Genomic DNA, 16,378 nt, shown 5'->3' on the forward strand with positions numbered 1-16,378 from the left:
TGCAGGTAAAATATGTTCTAAAATTTGCTTTACGACAGGAGTTCCACTAAAGTTTGTACTTTTGTTCATATCTCTTTTTTTGGTCGAAATGAAGATATAAATAAAGTGGGAAATCCTATATTGGAAAACCCACTTTTAAAATTTTTTATCGGACACTACTGAATAGAATATTAAACACTTATGAGTTAGCCCTTCGACAAGTTCAATAACTAAATTAAAGCGGTTAAAAATGATTAAGTTTATTTTAAGGAATATTTAGGTATTTATGAGTTTGTAGCGATACTTTCCATTCAGGATTCGCCATTACATAATCTACAATTTGCGGCATCATTTTATCACGTTTGCTCCACTCAGGTTGAAGATAGAGAATGCAATCATTGTTGACTTTTTCTGCTTGCTCTTCAGCAAATCTAAAATCATCCTTATTATATATAATGCATTTAAGTTCATTTGCTTTTGCAAAAACCTCTTCAGTCGGAAGTTTGTTCTTTTTTGGAGATAAACAAATCCAATCCCACTCTCCAGTAAGCTTGTAAGCTCCAGAAGTTTCGATATGTGTTTGCAAACCTTTAGCTTTTAATTGTGTAGTCAGTGGGTCCATATCCCACATCAAAGGCTCACCTCCAGTAACTACAATCGTATTACTGTATTTTGAGGCATTCTCAACAATATTTTCTGTTTCTGTTGGCGGATGCAGTTCTGCTAACCAACTTTCTTTAACATCGCACCAATGACAACCCACATCACAACCACCAATACGCACAAAATATGCTGCTGTACCTTTATGGAAACCTTCGCCTTGAATGGTGTAAAATTCCTCCATCAAAGGTAAAAGCAAACCTTTATCAATTAACTCTTGTCTTTCTCTTCTGGTCATAGCGGGCAAAGATACTTTAAAAGTTTGAAGTTATTTGGCTGCAATTACATCAATTTCTATACTAGCGCCTCCAGCTAAACCGGCAGCGGCAAAGGTAGTTCGTGCAGGTTTCTTTGTAAAATATTGAGTATAAACGGAGTTGAATGTTTTAAAATCATTAATATCCTTCAAAATTACAGTACATTTTACAACATCATCCAAATTAAGGTTATGGTGTTTTAATACGTCTTCGATATTTAAAATCACCCGCTTGGTCTCGGTTTCTATTCCGCCATCAACTAATTTTCCAGCCTTGTGGTCTTTTCCTATTTGTCCTGTTAAAAATAAAAAATCTTCAGTTTCAACTGCATCACTAAAAGGCACGTTAGCACGAGTTGGCTCGTGGGATTTATGAAATTTTATTTCAGAATTGGATGTGTTACATGATTGAAACATAACAGATAAAAGAATAAGAAAAACTAAGAGGTTTCTTGACATAAGTTTGATTTTTTTACTTGACTAAAATTACATTATTTTTATACAAATTTTGAGACAATGGGCAACAAAGACACTTTTGTAAAACATATAAAAGATGGCAATACATTTAAAGGCGATTTCATAACACTCGGCGCAGCAATGCTTGAGGGCGAAACAATGACAAATGCTTTTGTTAATGTACCGCTTAAAACAATGAATCGTCATGGTTTAATTGCCGGAGCCACTGGTACCGGTAAAACAAAAACACTTCAAGTTTTAGCCGAAAATTTATCCGAAAAAGGTGTCCCTGTTTTACTCATGGATATAAAAGGTGACTTAAGTGGTTTGGCACAACCAAGTCCTGGACACCCAAAAATTGACGAACGACATGAAAAAATAGGCTTACCTTTTGATGCAAAAGCATTTCCTGTTGAGGTGATGACACTTTCTGAACAAGATGGTGTAAGATTACGCGCCACAATTAGTGAGTTTGGTCCAGTATTAATTTCAAGAATTTTAGACGTTACTGAAACACAGGCTGGAATTATTTCGGTAATTTTCAAGTATTGTGACGACAATAAATTACCGCTCTTAGATATTAATGACTTCAAAAAAATTCTTCAATATGCTACCGGTGATGGCAAAAAAGAATTTGAAGAAGCTTACGGACGTATTTCAACAGCATCAACTGGAGCAATCCTAAGAAAATTAATAGAAATTGAACAACAAGGTGGCGACCTTTTCTTTGGAGAAACCTCTTTTGATACTCAGGATTTATTACGAATTAATGAAAATGGTCTTGGCTACATCAATATTATCAGATTGACGGATATTCAAGACAAACCAAAATTATTTTCAACATTTATGTTGAGTTTATTGGCTGAAATTTATTCGACATTCCCTGAGCAAGGTGATAGCGGGCGACCAGAACTTATAATGTTTATTGACGAAGCACATTTAATATTTAATGAAGCTTCGGATGCGCTTTTAAATCAGATTGAAAGTATTGTAAAACTAATTCGTAGTAAAGGTGTTGGCTTATATTTTGTAACGCAAAACCCAACAGATGTACCTGAAGAAGTTTTGGGTCAATTAGGGTTAAAGGTACAACACGCGTTAAGAGCATTTACTGCCAAAGACCGAAAGGCCATTAAACTGACCGCACAGAATTATCCGGATACTGATTATTACGATACTGCCGAAGTATTAGCATCTTTAGGAATAGGAGAAGCACTCGTTTCTGCCTTAGACGAAAAAGGAAAACCAACTCCACTCGCAGCAACAATGATGAGAGCTCCAATGAGTCGAATGGATATTTTAACCGAAACAGAATTGACAAAATTATTATTTGATTCTGAATTGGCTAAAAAATACAATAAAGAGATTGACCGCGAAAGCGCTTACGAAATGCTTAACAAAAAAATTAAGCAGGCCGAAGCCGAAGAAGCCAAAGCAAAAGCAGCTGAAGAAAAAGCGAAACTTAAAAAAGCAGAATCTAAACGAAAATCAACGTCTACAAGAAGACGTTCTTCTAGGCAAAACCCTTTACTAAAAGTATTGACAAGTCCTACTGTAATTAGAAGTGTTTTAGGGATTTTGACAAAAATGATGCGCTAATTACAAGTTTTAGAAATGTCAAAACATCTCATATTATGTTTAATATCTTTTGCTTTAATTTTTGGTTGTAAAAAAACACAAATCGAAAAAAACGTACAATTTAAGATAGGCCGAGATTTTGTTGGAGGTATCAATGACTCAACACAAGTTAAAGATTTAAAAGTGATTTTTGCTAATGATTCAATTGTAAACTATCAAGAAGACGATAGTTTTGTCGGCGGATTAAATGCTATTGATATTTTTGAAAAAAACGGCAACCCGCTACTTAGCGTTTTTCCTTATGAGGCTTTAGACTCCACTTCAATAATAGACTTTATTCAACTTAAGGACTCTAGATATAAAACTGAAAAGGGCATCTGTAACTTAAGCATATTTCAAGAAATTAAATCTGTTTACACTATTTCAGAAATACAAAACAATCTAAATACCATTAAAATTATAATAAATGAAATTGATGCAACTTTCGTTATCAATAAAAACGAATTACTAAGTACCTTTGATTTTGGAGTTAAAGTTGATACAACACAAATACCAAATGGTACAAAATTTTCATCATTTATCATTAATTTTTAAATCTAATCTGAATGTCAAATTCAAAAAAATATAAAATTCAAGATTCGCCATTTATTGTTCCAACAGATGACGGAAAGATTATAAAAGAACATTTTGGCAATGCTACAGATGGAAATTCTGAAATTAGCATTGCACATATGGTCGCACCAGCTGGCTGGTCAGAACCTTTTCAAACACCAGATTTTGATGAGTATACATTTATTATAAAAGGAAAAAAACAATTTATTATCGACGGTGAAACAATAATTCTTGAAGCTGGTCAATCTATTAAAGTAGAGAAAAACACTAGACTACAATATAGTAATCCATTTACTGAGCCGTGCGAATATTTAGCTATTTGCTTACCTGCCTTTTCAATGGATGCTGTTCACAGAGAAGATTAGTAAAAATGAGTAGTTTTATAATAAAATCAATCGGAAATGCACTAAATGCCTCAAGTTATATTTCTTCAAAGTATGCATCAAACAAGGCTTTAAAATTATTTGCAACACCAAGAAAAGGCAGCTATATCATTAAACAAGAAGAGGTTATAGACTCAGCAGTTGTCGAGACTTTGACTTATGAAAATTTAAATATCAAAACCTACAGATGGGCTGGTCGTAATAAGACTATTCTTTTGGCTCATGGCTGGGAAAGTAATGCATCTCGTTGGGAATATTTATTAGAAGATTTAAAAACTCAGGATTATAATATTATTGCTCTAGATGCACCTGCTCACGGAAACTCTAATGGTAATCAATTTAATGCCATTTTATATTCTGAATTTATAAATGTCGTTGTACAGAAGTTTCAACCTAATATTCTTATAGGTCATTCTGTTGGCGGTATGGCTAGTGTCTTTTGTTTGTATAATCATGATTTGCCAAGTATAGAAAAACTAGTGATTCTAGGAGCTCCAGCTCATTTTACAGGTGTGTTTTCGAGATATAAACAAATGATGGGCTACAATAAACGTATCTCAAAGGGTCTTGACACAATAGTTAAAGAGCGTTTTGGACAATCAGTAGATTATTTTTCGGCTGCAAACTTTACAAAAGATTTCAAAGCAAAAGGTTTAATCGTCCATGACAAGAAGGATAAAATTATTCCTTATGAAGATGCTTTGTTATTTGCAAACCGCTATAAAAATTCAAAATTAATAACCACTGAAGGTTTTGGTCATGGTTTAAAAGACAAGTCCTTAACACCAAAAATTATCAACTTTATAAATCAATAATATAAATTACAAATATGGAAAATTTCATAATTATAGGAGTTATAATACTAGTATTGTACCAAATATACGCAACTCACAAAAACGTTTCTAAGCTACTTAACGAGATTGAAATATTGAAATTAAAAATAGATGAGTTAAAAAATCCTAAGGAATAATTACCACATTCTTTATCGTACTTTTGCATCATGTCAGATACTATAAAACGTCTTAATAAATTTTTGAGCGAAGCAGGTTATTGCTCACGTCGTGAAGGTGACCGCTTGATTGATGCTGGTCGCGTAACCATCAATGATATTGTACCCAAAATAGGAACAAAAGTGGCAGAAGGAGACGTTGTAAAAGTTGATGGCGAAATAGTTGGCGGCCGTAAAGAGGCTTTTACATATTTGGCTTTTAATAAACCTGTGGGTATTGTTTGTACGACTGACACACGTGTTGAAAAAGATAACATCATAGATTACATAAACTATCCAAAGCGTATTTTCCCAATCGGACGTTTGGATAAGCCAAGCGAAGGTCTTATTCTTTTGACTGATGATGGCGATATTGTCAACAAAATTCTTCGTGCTAGTAACAATCACGAGAAGGAATATATAGTCACTGTAGACAAACCTATTTCTCAAACCTTTGTAGAGCGTATGGCTAGCGGTATATATATTGAAGAACTCGGGCAACATACCAAAAAATGTAAAGTTAAACGTATTGATAAGTTTACCTTTAGTATTATTCTGACCCAGGGTCTAAACCGACAAATCCGTCGTATGTGTGATTACCTCAACTACGATGTGCAAACCCTTAAGCGTATCCGAATAATGAATATAGAATTAGATGTGCCTCTAGGAAAATACAGAGAGCTAACTAAAGCAGAATTTGATGAATTAAGCCAGCTTATTAGTGATTCTAAAAAAACATTTGAAGCAAAAAACATTCGCAAAAACAGAAGAAAATCATGAGCAACTTACAACCATTTCATCTTGCTATTCCTGTTCATAATTTAGAACTATGTCGAAATTTTTACACCAATACCTTAAGTTTAGAAGAAGGTCGGAGTAGTAACCATTGGGTTGATTATAATTTTTTTGGGCATCAGTTGGTAATTCATTTAAAAGAGCAACCTCAAGTTGATGCGCCTACAAATTCTGTTGACGGTAAAGATGTCCCCGTACCTCATTTTGGAGTGGTTTTAGCTTGGGATACTTTTCATAAATTTGCTGTACTCTTAAAATCTAAAGGCATTACATTCATCATTGAACCTTATATAAGATTTGAAGGTAAAGTTGGCGAACAAGCGACCATGTTTTTTAAAGACCCAAGTGGTAATGCCTTAGAGTTCAAAGCATTTAAGGATATGAGTCAGTTGTTTGCTAAATAAAAATTAGTCTCTCTTTCTATGCTGCTCTCTTGCCAATAAAGTATTTTTCAATAGCATAGCAATAGTCATTGGTCCTACTCCACCAGGAACTGGTGTAATATAACTTGCTTTTTTACTTACGTTTTCAAAATCCACATCACCAGTAATATAGTAGCCTTTTTCAGAATCATCTGGCACACGCGTAATACCTACATCAATAATCACGGCATCATCTTTTACCATTTCGGCTTTCAGGAAATGTGGAATACCTAGTGCAGAAATTATAATATCTGCTTGTGATGTAATCTGAGTAATATTCTTAGTGTGGCTATGTGTTAGCGTTACCGTAGAGTTCCCTGGAAATCCTTTACGTCCCATTAAAATACTCATTGGGCGACCAACAATATGCGAACGACCTATTATTACAGTGTGCTTACCATCTGTTTCTACGCCGTATCTGTCTAATAATTCTAAAATTCCGAAAGGTGTAGCTGGAATAAAGGTAGACATGTCTAATGCCATTTTCCCAAAATTCATCGGATGAAAACCATCGACATCCTTATTTGGATTTACTGCCATTAACACCTTTTGTGTATTAATCTGCGGTGGTAGTGGCAACTGAATTATGAAACCATCAATATTATCATCGTTGTTTAATTCTTCAATTTTATCTAAAAGCTCTATTTCACTAGTAGTATTAGACATACGTACCATTGTAGACTCAAAACCAACACGCTCACATGCTCTGACTTTACTTCCGACGTAAGTTAAACTTGCTCCATCATTTCCAACAATAACTGCAGCAAGGTGTGGTACTTTCTCATTATTGGCTTTCATTTTATCAACTTCTGCCTTGATTTCGTTTTTAATATCGTTGCTGGTTTTTCTTCCGTCTAATATAGTCATGTCCTTGTGTTGTATAGTGTTGTGTTATTATGAGTTATTATTTGGGTTAACGTGGCATATTCTTCATCATTTGCATCATACGCTTTCCTCCGCCGCCTTGCATCATTTTCATCATTTTGCTCATTTGTGTAAATTGCTTTAAAAGTTGATTTACTTCTTGAACTGAAGTCCCTGAACCTTTGGCAATTCTTTTTTTACGGCTTGCATTCATTAAAGATGGTGTAGAACGCTCCTCTGGTGTCATAGAATGGATTATAGCTTCTATTCCTTTAAATGCATCGTCATCAATATCTACATCTTTCATCATTTTTCCAGCGCCTGGTATCATACCAATCAAATCCTTCATGTTACCCATTTTTTTGATTTGCTGAATCTGTTTTAAGAAATCATCAAAGCCAAATTGGTTTTTCGCAATTTTTTTCTGAAGTTTTCTTGCTTCTTGCTCATCGAATTGCTCTTGTGCACGTTCAACAAGTGAAACAACATCACCCATCCCCAAAATACGGTCTGCCATACGTGATGGATAGAAAACATCAATAGCTTCCATCTTCTCACCGGTACCAATAAATTTAATTGGCTTATTAACTACAGACTTAATAGAAATGGCTGCACCACCACGAGTATCACCATCTAATTTGGTAAGGATAACTCCATCAAAATTTAAGATGTCGTTAAAGGCTTTTGCGGTATTTACTGCATCTTGACCTGTCATTGAATCCACAACAAAAAGCGTTTCTTGAGGCTCAATGGCTTTATGAATATTAGATATCTCAGTCATCATAGCTTCATCTACAGCCAAACGACCAGCGGTATCAATAATAACCACATTATGTCCGTTAGCTTTTGCATAAGCAATACCTGCTTTAGAGATAGCTACTGGGTCATTATTTTCTCTGTCACTAAAAACCTCAACACCTATTTGGTCACCGACAACATGAAGTTGGTCAATTGCCGCAGGACGATACACGTCACAAGCAACTAACAAAGGTTTCTTAGTTTTTTTATTCTTGAGATAATTAGCTAGTTTACCAGAAAATGTTGTCTTACCAGAACCCTGTAAACCAGACATTAAAATAACGCTTGGATTACCTGAAAGATTTATGCCTTCAGCATCACCACCCATTAATTCAGTTAACTCATCTTTAACGATTTTAACCATTAACTGTCCTGGCTGAAGTGTAGTCAATACGTTTTGACCTAGGGCTTTTTCTTTTACGCGATTGGTAAAATCTTTAGCTATCTTAAAGTTAACATCGGCATCTAAAAGCGCTCGTCTAACTTCTTTAAGAGTTTCAGCAACATTTACTTCTGTAATACTACCGTGACCTTTTAATACGTGTAACGCTTTATCTAACTTATCACTTAAATTATTGAACATAATCTTTATTCTTATTTAACAAGTTGCAAATTTAAGAATTTACGACCGATAATCGAAGCTGTTATGCACACAATTTTAACTTGGAAGAAACAAAAAGAGTCGCTATAAAAGCGACTCTTTTCTACTGTAAACTAAAAAGGTGAAAGCGGTATATTTTTCTTTTATTAATTACAGTTTTGCTCCATGACAACAACTGAAGACTCACCGAACTTTTTAAATTCTAATCTATCTACATCACAACTAATTAAGCCCATATTACCGAATATGTCACTCAAATCATTATCATCAATATTTGTAAATCCTAAAATCAACTGTCCAGTAGTTGCACTTGGAAATACTAGCCAGTTAGCTTCCTCTGAAATATTAGTTGAAGTATTAGTTATAAACAAGTTCCCGTCTGGATTAAAATCAAAATCGTAGGCTATTAAATTATCATCTCCATTGAAGCTAACAATATTCCATATACAGTCCATTAAATATGTATTTACATCTTCTTCAGAACAAGGTGTTGTACAATCTTCTGTAATTAAGTCTACAGGATATATCTCAAATTCATCTGGATTATCTAATAACGTAATTCTAATATAAACAGTTTGAGGACTTGTTGTATTTTCGAAAGAAGTTGAATTAGGCAATGGGTTTGTTTGGTTTTCTGCTCCTTCTAATGATAAATAAAAACCTACTGATATTGAATTGTTACCAAAACAATCAGGCAAGGCTTCGTAAATATTGAATATGGCAACACCATCTCCATAATAATCACAAGATTCTAAAGATGTAGAAATTTGCTCGTCAAAACATTCAAAAGGATTGTTAGCATCACAATCTTGTTCTAAAATGATGTACATATTATCATTGGTAAATTTCAATCTATCAACATCACATTCGTAAAGTTTCCAGTAGCCATTTACTGCTTGGATATTTGGACCATTAACACCTTCAATATTTAAGAAAATACCTTCTGTTAAACTAACAACACTCCAAGTTCCTATTATTGGCTCAGCTCCAGGAACTGTTACAACTAAAACACCTTCTTCTTGGAAATCTAAGTCATAATCTACCAATTGTTCATTACCAGCTACGTCTACTGCATTCCAAATACAAGTTTGTAAATAGTCTTTTACCTCTTCAATATTACACTCAGCTTCATTGCAATCTTTATCTAGTTCTAAATTAAGACCGTTAAGTGTTATGTATAGTTCATCATCATCACATTCTGTGATTAACCACTCACCTTCAAGATCTTCTTCTAATCCACTCAAGTCACTTAAAACCACGTATGTTCCATTATCATCTTGAGTAACCGTCCAATTACCTGTGATAGGCTCTTGTAAGTCTTGACCTGTAATCTTTAGGCTAAGATCCTCATAAAAATCAATATATAAGTCGTCAAAGTCATTAAACTCATCATCGATTTCCCATACACACTCTTTTAGAGATGATTTAATTTCGTTAACATCACAATTTTCACAATCGTCATCATCACAATCATCATCTATAGCAGAAATGGCATCAGATAATTCCGTATTAGAATTTACTGTAATTGTTTCTCCACTTGCATATGCTAAATCTACAGGAAAGTTTAGTGCTACTAAGTTATTATTATCATCATCAAGGTCATCTAAAAATTCGTACAATGCTTCATTACTTCCTATGGAAATTGTATCTATAATTACAAATTCTGTATTTAATACTGAAAATGATATCGGATATACAAAATCTACACACTCTATTACATCGTCGTCATCTAAACAATTATCTAATAATGCCTCAAGCTGGTCATAATTTTCAATCATTGTTTCTGTGTAATCCGCAGAAATAATTGTAATAGGAAAAACAAAATCAGGAACTTCATCTTCGAAATTTTCTAGTAACTCTTCTAATTCGTCAAAACCATCTTCATTTTCAATAGTAATAGTAATATTACCCACAATAACAGTTACAGGGAGTTCTACAGAAAAGCAGCTGCTATTATCTAAGATATTATCATTAGAAACTGCATTAGCAGATGTTCTGAGCATGAGGTTAGACAATAGGGAATTAGCCACTATGGCTTCTTGGTCATCTGGATTAATAATTTCAACTGCTTCGTCTTGACATGAGGCAAAAAAAAGCATTGTTACAAACAATAAAAAACAGGATTTAATACAGGTTTTCATAATAATTGGTTTTTACTTATTTGTTATAGAACAGGCTTAATACTTTTTTCCCTACCCTAAGTTTTAATTTTTTAAATTTACCCTAATATAAATAGATATATGCCCAAAGCCATCCACGAGAATAGTTGCCAAGAACATTTGTATTCTGCACTGTTTAGAAAACACTCTAAAAACCTACATGACTTTCTGTATTACAAATTTGGGTCTCATCTTAACCCAAAGGATAAAGTGCAGGATGCTTTTATAAAGCTTTGGGATAACTGCAAAAAGGTTCCTCCAGAAAAAGCTAAAAGCTTTTTGTTTACAACAGCGAATAATTTAATGCTTAATGCAGTTGCACATCAAAAAGTTGTTTTGAAACATCATAAAAATCCTCGAAAAAATAGTACAAATGAATCCCCAGAGTTTATTTTAGAAGAAAAGCAGTACAGTGAAAAGCTACAGAAAGCACTTGAGAATTTGACAGAAGCACAACGTGTAGCTTTTTTAATGAATCGAGCAGAAGGTAAGCGTTTTAAAGAGATAGCAGAACTTTTGGACATTTCTGTAAAAGCCGTTGAAAAACGTATTTATGGCGCTTTAAAAAAATTGAGAGAGAATATTGATGAACTGTAGCTCTGATTTAGAAGTTAAGGAAAGGTAGGGAATTTTAAAACTTACTTGTTATATAGATAGAACACATAAAATGAATAGAGAAGAACTCATAAAAAAGTGGTTAGACCATAATCTAAATCCTGATGAGCAAAAAGCTTTTGAAGGGTTAGAAGATTATAAGGACTTAATAAGGCTATCTGAATCAGTTGAAGATTTTAAATCTCCAAACTTTGATTCTGAGGAAGTTTATGCTGAAATTAAATCTAGCCTAAAACCAAAGACAACTAAGAATTGGATTCGTTCTTTACTTAGAGTTGCTGCTGCACTTATTATTGGTTTCAGCCTATTTTATTACAATTCTACCCTAGATACGCAAATAGAAACATCAATTGCTCAAGAAACTACGGTGAGCTTACCCGATGCCTCTACTGTTGCACTTAACGCCCAATCTACACTTACTTATAATAAAAAATCATGGTCAGACAAACGTGAAGTTTTGTTGAATGGTGAAGCCTTTTTTAAAGTAGCTAAAGGCTCTAAATTCGATGTTATAACAACCGATGGAAAAGTAAGTGTTTTAGGTACACAATTTAATGTTGTACAACATGATAATTATTTTGAAGTTACTTGTTTCGAAGGTTTGGTTGCTGTTTCTTACAATTCAGAATCAATAAAACTAAAACCAGGCAATCGCTTTGCAATAATTGACGGCGTTATTAAAAATGAACTTGAAAGTCTACAAAAACCTAGCTGGCTACATAGTGAAAGTTCGTTTAAAAATAGGTCTTTAAAACATGTTCTTAGTGAATTAAAGCGTCATTATGATGTTACTATTGATGCTAGTAAAATAGATGTAGAGGAGTTATTTACAGGAACTTTTACTCACAAAAATTTGGATTTAGCACTACAATCAATAACCTCACCTTTAGGTATAGCTTATACTAAAAGTAACTCTGTTATTGTCTTAAAAAGTGAATAACCTAAAAAAACTTATTCTAATAATTATCATAGGATTATCGTTTCATTGTTTAGCCCAAACAAACAATGTCATGAAATCACTTACAGAAATTTTAGAACAACTTGAAATTAAATATGACGTAAGATTTTCTTACGCTGATAAAACTGTAAAAAACATAAGTCTTTCCTTTAATGAAAGTTTATCACTAGTTGGTGCTTTAAAATACCTAAAAGAAAAAACGGGACTCCAATTTAACAAACTTACTGACCGCTTTATTTCTGTTGAAACACAGAAATCAAAGTACAAACCAAACGATTATAGCTTACAAGAGCTTGAAGAGGTTTATATACAGAATTACCTTACCAAAGGCTTAGGTAAAACTATTGACGGTACGGTAAAAATTTCACCTCAAGAATTTGGAATTCTTCCTGGCTTAAGTGAACCAGATGTTTTACAAACCATACAAACCTTACCAGGTATAACCAGTATATATGAGCGTATTTCTAACATCAACGTTAGAGGTGGCACAAACGACCAAAACCTTATCCTTTACGAAGGTATAAGAATGTTTCAAACAGGTCACTTTTTCGGTCTTATTTCTGCATTTAATCCTTACGTAACAGAAAAGGTAGATGTTGCTGTAAATGGTACAAAAGCTAAATACGGCTCTGGAGTATCGAGTCTTATTAGTATAGAAAATTCAAATGAAATAAGTCAAAATTCTAAATCTGGCGTAGGCTTTAACTTATTAAGTATCGATGGGTTTTCAAAATTTCAGTTTTCAAAAAAAACAGAGTTACAAATTTCAGCGAGACGTTCATTTACAGATGCGCTTTTAACACCTACATACGATGCTTATTTTGAACGTATTTTTAATAACTCCGAACTAGGAAATAATCAAAGTGCAGAAACTCAACTGCAACAAAATGAGCAGTTCTTTTTTTATGATGCTAGTGCGAAGTTTTTGTATGACATTAATAAAAACTCAAAGATTAGTGCAAACGCCCTTGTTATTTATAACAGATTGGATTACGACTTAAATCCCTTAAATACAAATCAAACCGCATCAGAAAGTAGATTGAGTCAAAAAAGTTATGCAGGCAATATTAGTTATTATCAAAAATGGTCTGAGTCGCTAAATATGAATACGCAGCTTTATGTCTCTAACTACCGATTATTTGGCAGCAATTTAGTGCCATCCTCTTCCTTACAACTTCTTCAAGAAAATGAGGTTTTAGATATTGGAGCTCGAGTTGATTTTTTAAAAAATATAGACCAAAATCTAAAGATTAATTTTGGTTACCAGTTTAATGAAGTTGGCGTCACAAACTTAGAAGATATAAATAATCCTCGTTTTAGACGTTTTGAAAAAGAAGTCATCAAAACACACGGTATTTACAGTGAGGGAGAATTCACTACAAAATCAAAAAAAACATATCTACGTATTGGACTAAGAGGTAATTATATTGATAAGTTCAATGAATTTATTTTTGAACCACGTCTTGCTTTTTCTCAAAAGTTTTTACGCCATTTTGGTTTAGAAATTTTGGGTGAAGCCAAAAACCAGTCCATTACACAAATTATAGATTTACAACAAGATTTTTTTGGCATTGAAAAAAGACGGTGGCAACTAGCAAACTCGAATGACATTCCTATTTTAAAAAGTAATCAGTTTTCCGTGGGCTTAAACTACAAGAATAAAGGATGGTTAATAAGTGCAGAAGGCTATACAAAAAAAGTCTCGGGCATCAGTACACGGTCTCAAGGTTTTCAGAATCAATTTCAACGCGCTATAACTGTTGGAGACTACAATGTTAGTGGCGTAGATTTACTAATCAATAAACAACTAAAAAACTTTAGCACTTGGCTAAGTTATTCTTATAGTAAAAACGATTATGACTTTGAATTTTTAAATAACAATAACCCTTTTCCTAATAATCTTGACATAAGGCATATTGTTAGTTTTTCTTCAACCTATATAATTAATAATTTAAAATTATCAGCGGGTATTAATTGGCGCTCTGGTAGACCTTACACATTACCGTTAGGAAATCTGCAAGGCTTAAAAGAGATAACGTTTAACAATCCTAATACTGAACGTGTATCAAGTTATATACGCACTGATGTTTCAGCGCGATACGAGTTTCAAGTTGCGGATAATGTTCATGCAGAAGTTGGTGCTTCAATATGGAATCTACTCAACAACGAAAATAATATCGATAGATTTTTTACACTCGATTCTAATAGCAATATTATTCAGAATGATGAATTCGCTTTAAAATTAACTCCTAATTTTAGTTTCAGACTGAAGTTTTAATGCTTAAAAATTTTAGTCATCACAATAACATGCGGAAATGTTATTGATGCTAAAAATGAGAAAAACACTGCATAGAATAAATCAGATTCTTTTATCAAAAAATTAAAAAACAGAAAAAGACCTACAACCGATACTAGCCAATACAAAAAGGAAGACTTTACATAACTTAAGATAGATACTTTATTAACTTCTTTTGACAAAAATTTTATTTGGTCCAAAAGCGAAGGTAAAGAATGCCATATCACAAAATAAATAGCAAATGCCCATATTAAAGTTGCTGTTTTAAAAACAATAAAAAAGACAGTAAAGTTGAATAGCTCTCTAACAGGAGATTTTATGTAATTATATAGATAAGTAAAACAAATCATGAAAAGAGTACAACTTACTATTAATCCATACAGAAACAAATTAGAGCCAATATTTAAGGAAGTAATCTGAGAAATAATAGTAATACTTTCTTCACTGTTTGCATGTAACATGAGAAAGATTACAGAACAACCGTAGCTAATAAAAAGGACTTGTTTTATAAATACTATATCAGATTTGATATTATGAAAGTGTTGCTCTCCAAAATGATAACCACTTATCAATACAAATGACAAAAGAGTTAGCGATGGCACAAAATAGAACATTAGTGTACCTAATAACACTACAAAAACATATAATAGAAGCGTCTTATAAAAACTCAAATTTTTAGAAGAATAAACCTTTTTTATGATTTTAATATCATTTGCACCGTGCAATAAGCCAACTGAAAGAATAAAAAAACACGCCAAATATTGCTCTAAATTTTCAGGTAGATATACTGCTATCCATAGGCATAGAAAGGTAGTTACGATATTAAAATTTTGAATATTTCTCAAAATAAGTCCTTCAGATTATCTTTTTTTTTAAAATTTTCACAAAAATTTAAATATTATATGTTCAATCTTTTGTAAATTTACTTAAACAAAATAACTAATTAACAAAAATTATGAACAATTTATTACTTGCAATCGCTGACATTAGCAAAATGGCTACAGACGATTATGTTGGCTTTACTTTCTTTGTTGGATGTATGGCTATGATGGCGGCTTCGGCCTTTTTCTTTTTATCAATGAATAGCTTTGATAGAAAATGGAGAACTTCAATCTTAGTTTCTGGTTTAATCACTTTCATTGCTGCTGTACACTACTGGTATATGAGAGATTACTGGGCTTCATTCGGAGAATCACCAACATTCTTCAGATATGTAGATTGGGTACTAACAGTACCATTAATGTGTGTTGAATTTTACTTAATCCTTAAAGTTGCTGGTGCTAAAAAGTCTTTAATGTGGCGACTTATTTTCTTATCAGTGGTTATGCTAGTGACAGGATATTTTGGTGAAGCGGTACATACAACAGGAAACGGTCCTGCTTTATGGGGATTAGCTTCGGGAATTGCATACTTTGTTATAGTATATGACATATGGATGGGTGAAGCTAAAAAATTAGCAGTTGCAGCTGGTGGCGCAGTATTAAAAGCACATAAAACATTATGTTGGTTCGTTCTTGTAGGCTGGGCAATATATCCTTTAGGCTACATGGCTGGTACTGAAGGTTGGTATGATGGACTTGCCGGTTTGGGTTTAAATATGGATGTTATTTACAACATCGGTGATGCAGTAAATAAAATAGGCTTCGGCTTAGTTGTATATGGAGCAGCAGTTGCTTCTACATCTAATTCCCCTGCTGAAGCTTAAATTAGATTTTATTAGTTAGTAAATCGGTAAAAGACCACCTATTAGGTGGTCTTTTATTTTATACTTATTTGATAAAAAAGATAAATTTACAGACAACTAATCCTTTTATGGAAAAACAATAATTTATATTAATGCGAATCAAGAGTTAAATATTAGTGTTATAAAGGCTGCGGCTAATCGTCCATAAACATGTAGACTCAGTCCTTTAGTAGATCTCACCTTACTCGCTTTCTGTATATCTGATTTTTCAATA

The 16,378-nt window shown here is 33.1% G+C and carries 16 protein-coding genes; 10 read left to right on the forward strand and 6 right to left on the reverse strand.

What is annotated here, in order from left to right; all coding sequences use genetic code 11:
• Nucleotides 1–244: 244 nt before the first annotated feature.
• Both HKP48_RS03230 and HKP48_RS03235 read right to left on the reverse strand, forming a co-directional pair.
• Entirely contained in the window at nucleotides 245–877 is a 633-nt protein-coding gene (locus HKP48_RS03230; protein ID WP_296342734.1) for a 7-carboxy-7-deazaguanine synthase QueE, read from the reverse strand.
• Nucleotides 878–907: 30 nt separating this feature from the next.
• Nucleotides 908–1,354 (reverse strand): Rid family detoxifying hydrolase, encoded by a 447-nt coding sequence (locus tag HKP48_RS03235; protein WP_296342736.1) that lies wholly within the window; start codon nucleotides 1,352–1,354, stop codon nucleotides 908–910.
• A gap of 57 nt (nucleotides 1,355–1,411) precedes the next feature.
• On the opposite strand from HKP48_RS03235, the gene HKP48_RS03240 reads away from it, so the two are divergent.
• From HKP48_RS03240 to HKP48_RS03265, 6 genes are all read left to right on the forward strand, one after another.
• Nucleotides 1,412–2,950: a helicase HerA-like domain-containing protein gene (locus HKP48_RS03240; RefSeq protein WP_296342739.1), complete on the forward strand. Its 1,539-nt coding sequence runs from the start codon at nucleotides 1,412–1,414 to the stop codon at nucleotides 2,948–2,950.
• Nucleotides 2,951–2,965: 15 nt separating this feature from the next.
• Nucleotides 2,966–3,523, forward strand: coding sequence for a hypothetical protein (locus tag HKP48_RS03245; RefSeq protein WP_296342774.1), 558 nt, complete (start codon nucleotides 2,966–2,968; stop codon nucleotides 3,521–3,523).
• Between the two features lie 11 nt (nucleotides 3,524–3,534).
• A complete protein-coding gene (locus HKP48_RS03250; RefSeq protein ID WP_296342776.1) occupies nucleotides 3,535–3,906 on the forward strand; it encodes a cupin domain-containing protein in 372 nt (123 codons plus the stop codon).
• Between the two features lie 5 nt (nucleotides 3,907–3,911).
• The gene (locus HKP48_RS03255) at nucleotides 3,912–4,739 is read left to right on the forward strand and encodes an alpha/beta hydrolase (protein ID WP_296342778.1); all 828 of its coding nucleotides are present in this window, start codon (nucleotides 3,912–3,914) and stop codon (nucleotides 4,737–4,739) included.
• 185 nt (nucleotides 4,740–4,924) lie between these two features.
• Entirely contained in the window at nucleotides 4,925–5,692 is a 768-nt protein-coding gene (gene rluF, locus HKP48_RS03260) for a 23S rRNA pseudouridine(2604) synthase RluF (RefSeq protein ID WP_296342780.1), read from the forward strand.
• Nucleotides 5,689–6,111 (forward strand): VOC family protein, encoded by a 423-nt coding sequence (locus HKP48_RS03265; protein WP_296342782.1) that lies wholly within the window; start codon nucleotides 5,689–5,691, stop codon nucleotides 6,109–6,111. Before rluF ends, HKP48_RS03265 begins: the two co-directional genes overlap by 4 nt.
• Nucleotides 6,112–6,114: 3 nt before the next feature.
• Here the strand turns inward: HKP48_RS03265 and HKP48_RS03270 are convergent, their stop codons facing one another.
• The 3 genes from HKP48_RS03270 to HKP48_RS03280 all read right to left on the reverse strand — a co-directional run bounded on the left by HKP48_RS03270 (nucleotide 6,115) and on the right by HKP48_RS03280 (nucleotide 10,533).
• On the reverse strand, nucleotides 6,115–6,996 hold the full coding sequence (locus HKP48_RS03270) for a bifunctional 5,10-methylenetetrahydrofolate dehydrogenase/5,10-methenyltetrahydrofolate cyclohydrolase (RefSeq protein ID WP_296342784.1): 882 nt from the start codon (nucleotides 6,994–6,996) through the stop codon (nucleotides 6,115–6,117).
• 46 nt (nucleotides 6,997–7,042) lie between these two features.
• Nucleotides 7,043–8,374, reverse strand: a complete 1,332-nt coding sequence (gene ffh, locus HKP48_RS03275; RefSeq protein WP_296342786.1) for a signal recognition particle protein — start codon at nucleotides 8,372–8,374, stop codon at nucleotides 7,043–7,045.
• A 164-nt stretch (nucleotides 8,375–8,538) separates the two neighbouring features.
• Nucleotides 8,539–10,533 carry a hypothetical protein gene (locus HKP48_RS03280; protein ID WP_296342788.1) on the reverse strand — a complete coding sequence of 665 codons (1,995 nt, stop codon included), beginning with the start codon at nucleotides 10,531–10,533 and terminating at the stop codon, nucleotides 8,539–8,541.
• Nucleotides 10,534–10,632: 99 nt separating this feature from the next.
• Here HKP48_RS03280 and HKP48_RS03285 point away from each other — a divergent pair, with 99 nt between their 5' ends.
• The 3 genes from HKP48_RS03285 to HKP48_RS03295 all read left to right on the forward strand — a co-directional run bounded on the left by HKP48_RS03285 (nucleotide 10,633) and on the right by HKP48_RS03295 (nucleotide 14,402).
• A complete protein-coding gene (locus tag HKP48_RS03285; protein WP_296342789.1) occupies nucleotides 10,633–11,148 on the forward strand; it encodes a sigma-70 family RNA polymerase sigma factor in 516 nt (171 codons plus the stop codon).
• 70 nt (nucleotides 11,149–11,218) lie between these two features.
• On the forward strand, nucleotides 11,219–12,106 hold the full coding sequence (locus tag HKP48_RS03290; RefSeq protein ID WP_296342792.1) for a FecR domain-containing protein: 888 nt from the start codon (nucleotides 11,219–11,221) through the stop codon (nucleotides 12,104–12,106).
• Between the two features lie 70 nt (nucleotides 12,107–12,176).
• The gene (locus HKP48_RS03295) at nucleotides 12,177–14,402 is read left to right on the forward strand and encodes a TonB-dependent receptor (protein WP_296342794.1); all 2,226 of its coding nucleotides are present in this window, start codon (nucleotides 12,177–12,179) and stop codon (nucleotides 14,400–14,402) included.
• Here the strand turns inward: HKP48_RS03295 and HKP48_RS03300 are convergent.
• A complete protein-coding gene (locus tag HKP48_RS03300) occupies nucleotides 14,399–15,265 on the reverse strand; it encodes a Brp/Blh family beta-carotene 15,15'-dioxygenase (protein WP_296342796.1) in 867 nt (288 codons plus the stop codon). The two genes, HKP48_RS03295 and HKP48_RS03300, sit on opposite strands and share 4 nt — an antisense overlap.
• Nucleotides 15,266–15,375: 110 nt before the next feature.
• On the opposite strand from HKP48_RS03300, the gene HKP48_RS03305 reads away from it, so the two are divergent.
• Nucleotides 15,376–16,125, forward strand: coding sequence for a bacteriorhodopsin-like (locus tag HKP48_RS03305; protein ID WP_296342798.1), 750 nt, complete (start codon nucleotides 15,376–15,378; stop codon nucleotides 16,123–16,125).
• The last annotated feature ends 253 nt before the right edge of the window (nucleotides 16,126–16,378 follow it).

Source organism: Winogradskyella sp., from assembly GCF_013042245.1.
Taxonomy (GTDB): Bacteria; Bacteroidota; Bacteroidia; order Flavobacteriales; family Flavobacteriaceae; genus Winogradskyella.

Coding starts and splice junctions, on each gene's coding strand:
- HKP48_RS03230 (WP_296342734.1), bottom strand. CDS start 877: ATGACCAGAAGAGAAAGACAAGAGTTAATTGATAAAGGTTTGCTTTTA.
- HKP48_RS03235 (WP_296342736.1), bottom strand. CDS start 1,354: ATGTCAAGAAACCTCTTAGTTTTTCTTATTCTTTTATCTGTTATGTTT.
- HKP48_RS03240 (WP_296342739.1), top strand. CDS start 1,412: ATGGGCAACAAAGACACTTTTGTAAAACATATAAAAGATGGCAATACA.
- HKP48_RS03245 (WP_296342774.1), top strand. CDS start 2,966: ATGTCAAAACATCTCATATTATGTTTAATATCTTTTGCTTTAATTTTT.
- HKP48_RS03250 (WP_296342776.1), top strand. CDS start 3,535: ATGTCAAATTCAAAAAAATATAAAATTCAAGATTCGCCATTTATTGTT.
- HKP48_RS03255 (WP_296342778.1), top strand. CDS start 3,912: ATGAGTAGTTTTATAATAAAATCAATCGGAAATGCACTAAATGCCTCA.
- rluF (WP_296342780.1), top strand. CDS start 4,925: ATGTCAGATACTATAAAACGTCTTAATAAATTTTTGAGCGAAGCAGGT.
- HKP48_RS03265 (WP_296342782.1), top strand. CDS start 5,689: ATGAGCAACTTACAACCATTTCATCTTGCTATTCCTGTTCATAATTTA.
- HKP48_RS03270 (WP_296342784.1), bottom strand. CDS start 6,996: ATGACTATATTAGACGGAAGAAAAACCAGCAACGATATTAAAAACGAA.
- ffh (WP_296342786.1), bottom strand. CDS start 8,374: ATGTTCAATAATTTAAGTGATAAGTTAGATAAAGCGTTACACGTATTA.
- HKP48_RS03280 (WP_296342788.1), bottom strand. CDS start 10,533: ATGAAAACCTGTATTAAATCCTGTTTTTTATTGTTTGTAACAATGCTT.
- HKP48_RS03285 (WP_296342789.1), top strand. CDS start 10,633: ATGCCCAAAGCCATCCACGAGAATAGTTGCCAAGAACATTTGTATTCT.
- HKP48_RS03290 (WP_296342792.1), top strand. CDS start 11,219: ATGAATAGAGAAGAACTCATAAAAAAGTGGTTAGACCATAATCTAAAT.
- HKP48_RS03295 (WP_296342794.1), top strand. CDS start 12,177: ATGAAATCACTTACAGAAATTTTAGAACAACTTGAAATTAAATATGAC.
- HKP48_RS03305 (WP_296342798.1), top strand. CDS start 15,376: ATGAACAATTTATTACTTGCAATCGCTGACATTAGCAAAATGGCTACA.